Annotated in this window: 3 protein-coding genes; all 3 read left to right on the forward strand. The window is 73.0% G+C overall.

The features are described 5' to 3' along the window. On the forward strand, positions 1 to 492 hold a 492-nt coding region (locus I5G_RS22655), incomplete at its 5' end, for an alpha/beta fold hydrolase (RefSeq protein WP_022879653.1). Positions 493 to 536: 44 nt separating this feature from the next. Next, a complete protein-coding gene (locus tag I5G_RS14230; RefSeq protein WP_022879654.1) occupies positions 537 to 1,700 on the forward strand; it encodes an acyl-CoA dehydrogenase family protein in 1,164 nt (387 codons plus the stop codon). Continuing rightward, on the forward strand, positions 1,700 to 2,309 hold a 610-nt coding region (locus I5G_RS14235; RefSeq protein ID WP_022879655.1), incomplete at its 3' end, for a DUF445 family protein. The genes I5G_RS14230 and I5G_RS14235, both read left to right, overlap by 1 nt.

The following is a 2,309-nucleotide window of genomic DNA, read 5'->3' on the forward strand; positions in this document are numbered from 1 at the left end:
ATCGGCCATTCGCTGGGCGGTGCCGCGGCGACGCTCGCCGCCGCGGGCGACCCGACCTGGACGCGCCGCCTCGTCCTCATCGATCCCGCGATCCACCTCGCCGAGCGAGACCGCGGGACGGTGCGCGCCAGTCAGGAACAGGCCTTCGCCGACCCGACGGTCGCCGCGGTGCGGGCCGAGCACCCGACGTGGCATCCGCTCGATGTCGAGTTGAAGGCGCGCGCGACGCAACGCGCCAGCCGCTGGGCCATCGAGCAGACGAGCGAGCAGAACGCCACGTGGGACGTCCGGGCGGAGGCGGCGGCGTTGACCGTGCCGACGCACGTGATCGGTGCCGATCCGGCCGTTTTCTCGATCTTCACCGGCGCCTTGGCCGAGGAGGTGCTGCAGAATCCGGTCGTGACGATGTCCGTCGTCGAGGACGCCGGGCATTCGCCGCACCGCGACCGGCCGGCCGAGACGGTGGCGCAACTCCTCGCGGCGCTCGGCTGACACCCACGGCCGCGATGTCGGAGCGGAGGACCAGAATGGATGCCATGTCCTCCGCGTTCGATCCCGCTCGGTTCCTCCCCGACGACCTGCTCGCGCGGCTGCGCGAACGCGCGCCGGTGCACGACCGCGACAACACCTTCCCCGACGCCGACCTCGACGATCTGCGGACCGCCGGGTACCTCGGCATCCTGTCGCCCGAAGAGTTGGGCGGCGCGGGCCTCTCGCTCGCCGAGGCCGCGGTCCTGCAGCAGCGGCTCGCCGGCGCGGCTCCGGCCACGGCGCTCGCGGTGAACATGCACCTCGTGTGGACGGGCGTCGCCAAGGTCCTGCGCGACCGCGGGATCGACGACCTCGAGTTCGTGCTGCGGGGGGCCGCGGCGGGCGAGGTCTTCGCATTCGGCATCAGCGAGGCCGGCAACGACCTCGTGCTGTTCGGCAGCGACACCGACGCCGCACCCGACGGGGAGGGCGGCTACCGCTTCACCGGCACGAAGATCTTCACGTCCCTCTCCCCCGTCTGGAACCACCTGGGCGTGCATGGGCTCGACACCACGTCGCCCGACGCGCCGAAGATGGTGTTCGCGTTCCTCGAGCGCGACGAGAACGTCGTCTCGCGCGACGACTGGAACACCATGGGCATGCGGGGAACGCAGAGCCGCACCACCGAGCTCCACGGCGCCCACGCGCCGGCGAACCGCGTCGTGCGCCGACTCGACCCCGGCCCTCAGCCCGACCCGCTCGTGTTCGGGATCTTCGCGGTCTTCGAGATCCTGCTCGCCTCGGTGTACACCGGTATCGCCCGACGCGCGCTCGACCTGTCGGTCGACGCCGCGCGCGCCCGGCGGTCGAAGAAGACCGGTGCGAGCTACGCGGCCGACCCCGACATCCGCTGGCGCATCGCTGACATGGCGCTCGCCTACGACGCGCTGCCCCCGCAGATCGCCGCGCTCAGCGCCGACGTCGACGAGCGCGTCGACCACGGCGCGCGCTGGTTCTCGCTCCTCGCGGGCGTGAAGCATCGCGCCGTCACCGCGGCGAAGACCGTGGTCGACGAAGCCATGCTCGTCAGCGGAGGGTCGTCCTACTTCGCCCACACGGAGCTGAGCCGCCTGTACCGCGATGTCCTCGCGGGGCAGTTCCACCCCTCCGACCCCGAGTCCGCGCACTCGGCACTCGCCACGGCCTGGCTCGGACCGGTCGACGCCTGATGGCGCGCACACCCGCGGCGCTCCTGAGCCCCGCCGACCAGGAACGTCTCCGGGCGCTCCGGCGCATGAAGGCGGTCGCGCTCGGTGCCCTCGTCGGCATGGCCGTCATCTTCGCCATCGCCTTCGCGCTGCAGCGCGACATCGAGTGGCTGCAGTACGTCCGGGCCGCGGCCGAGGGCGGCATGGTCGGCGCGCTGGCCGACTGGTTCGCCGTCACGGCGCTCTTCCGGCGGCCGCTCGGCCTCCCGATCCCCCACACCGCGATCATCCCGCGCCGCAAGGACGAGATCGGCCAGCAGCTCGGGGAGTTCGTCGAGACGAACTTCCTCGAGGGCGACGTCGTCCGCACGAAGCTCGAGGCGACGCCCCTCGCGGCGCGCGCGGGCGCATGGCTCGCCGATCCGGCCCACGCCGAGCGGCTGGCCGCGGAAGGCGCGGCCCTCGCCTCCAGCGTCCTGCGCGCCCTGAGCGACGACGACGTGCAGGGCCTCATCGAAGACCTGGCGCGCGAGCACCTGCTCGAGCCCGACTGGGGTCCGTCGGTCGGCGGGTGGCTCGAGCGCGTCGTGGACGCCGACGCGCACCACGGCGGCGTCGACCTCGCGCTCG

The organism is Microbacterium sp. B19 (assembly GCF_000333395.1).
In the GTDB taxonomy this organism is placed as follows: domain Bacteria; phylum Actinomycetota; class Actinomycetes; order Actinomycetales; family Microbacteriaceae; genus Microbacterium.

Bases quoted from the DNA above. Each gene is read 5' to 3' on its own strand.
- I5G_RS14230 (WP_022879654.1), top strand. From the start codon at position 537: ATGTCCTCCGCGTTCGATCCCGCTCGGTTCCTCCCCGACGACCTGCTC.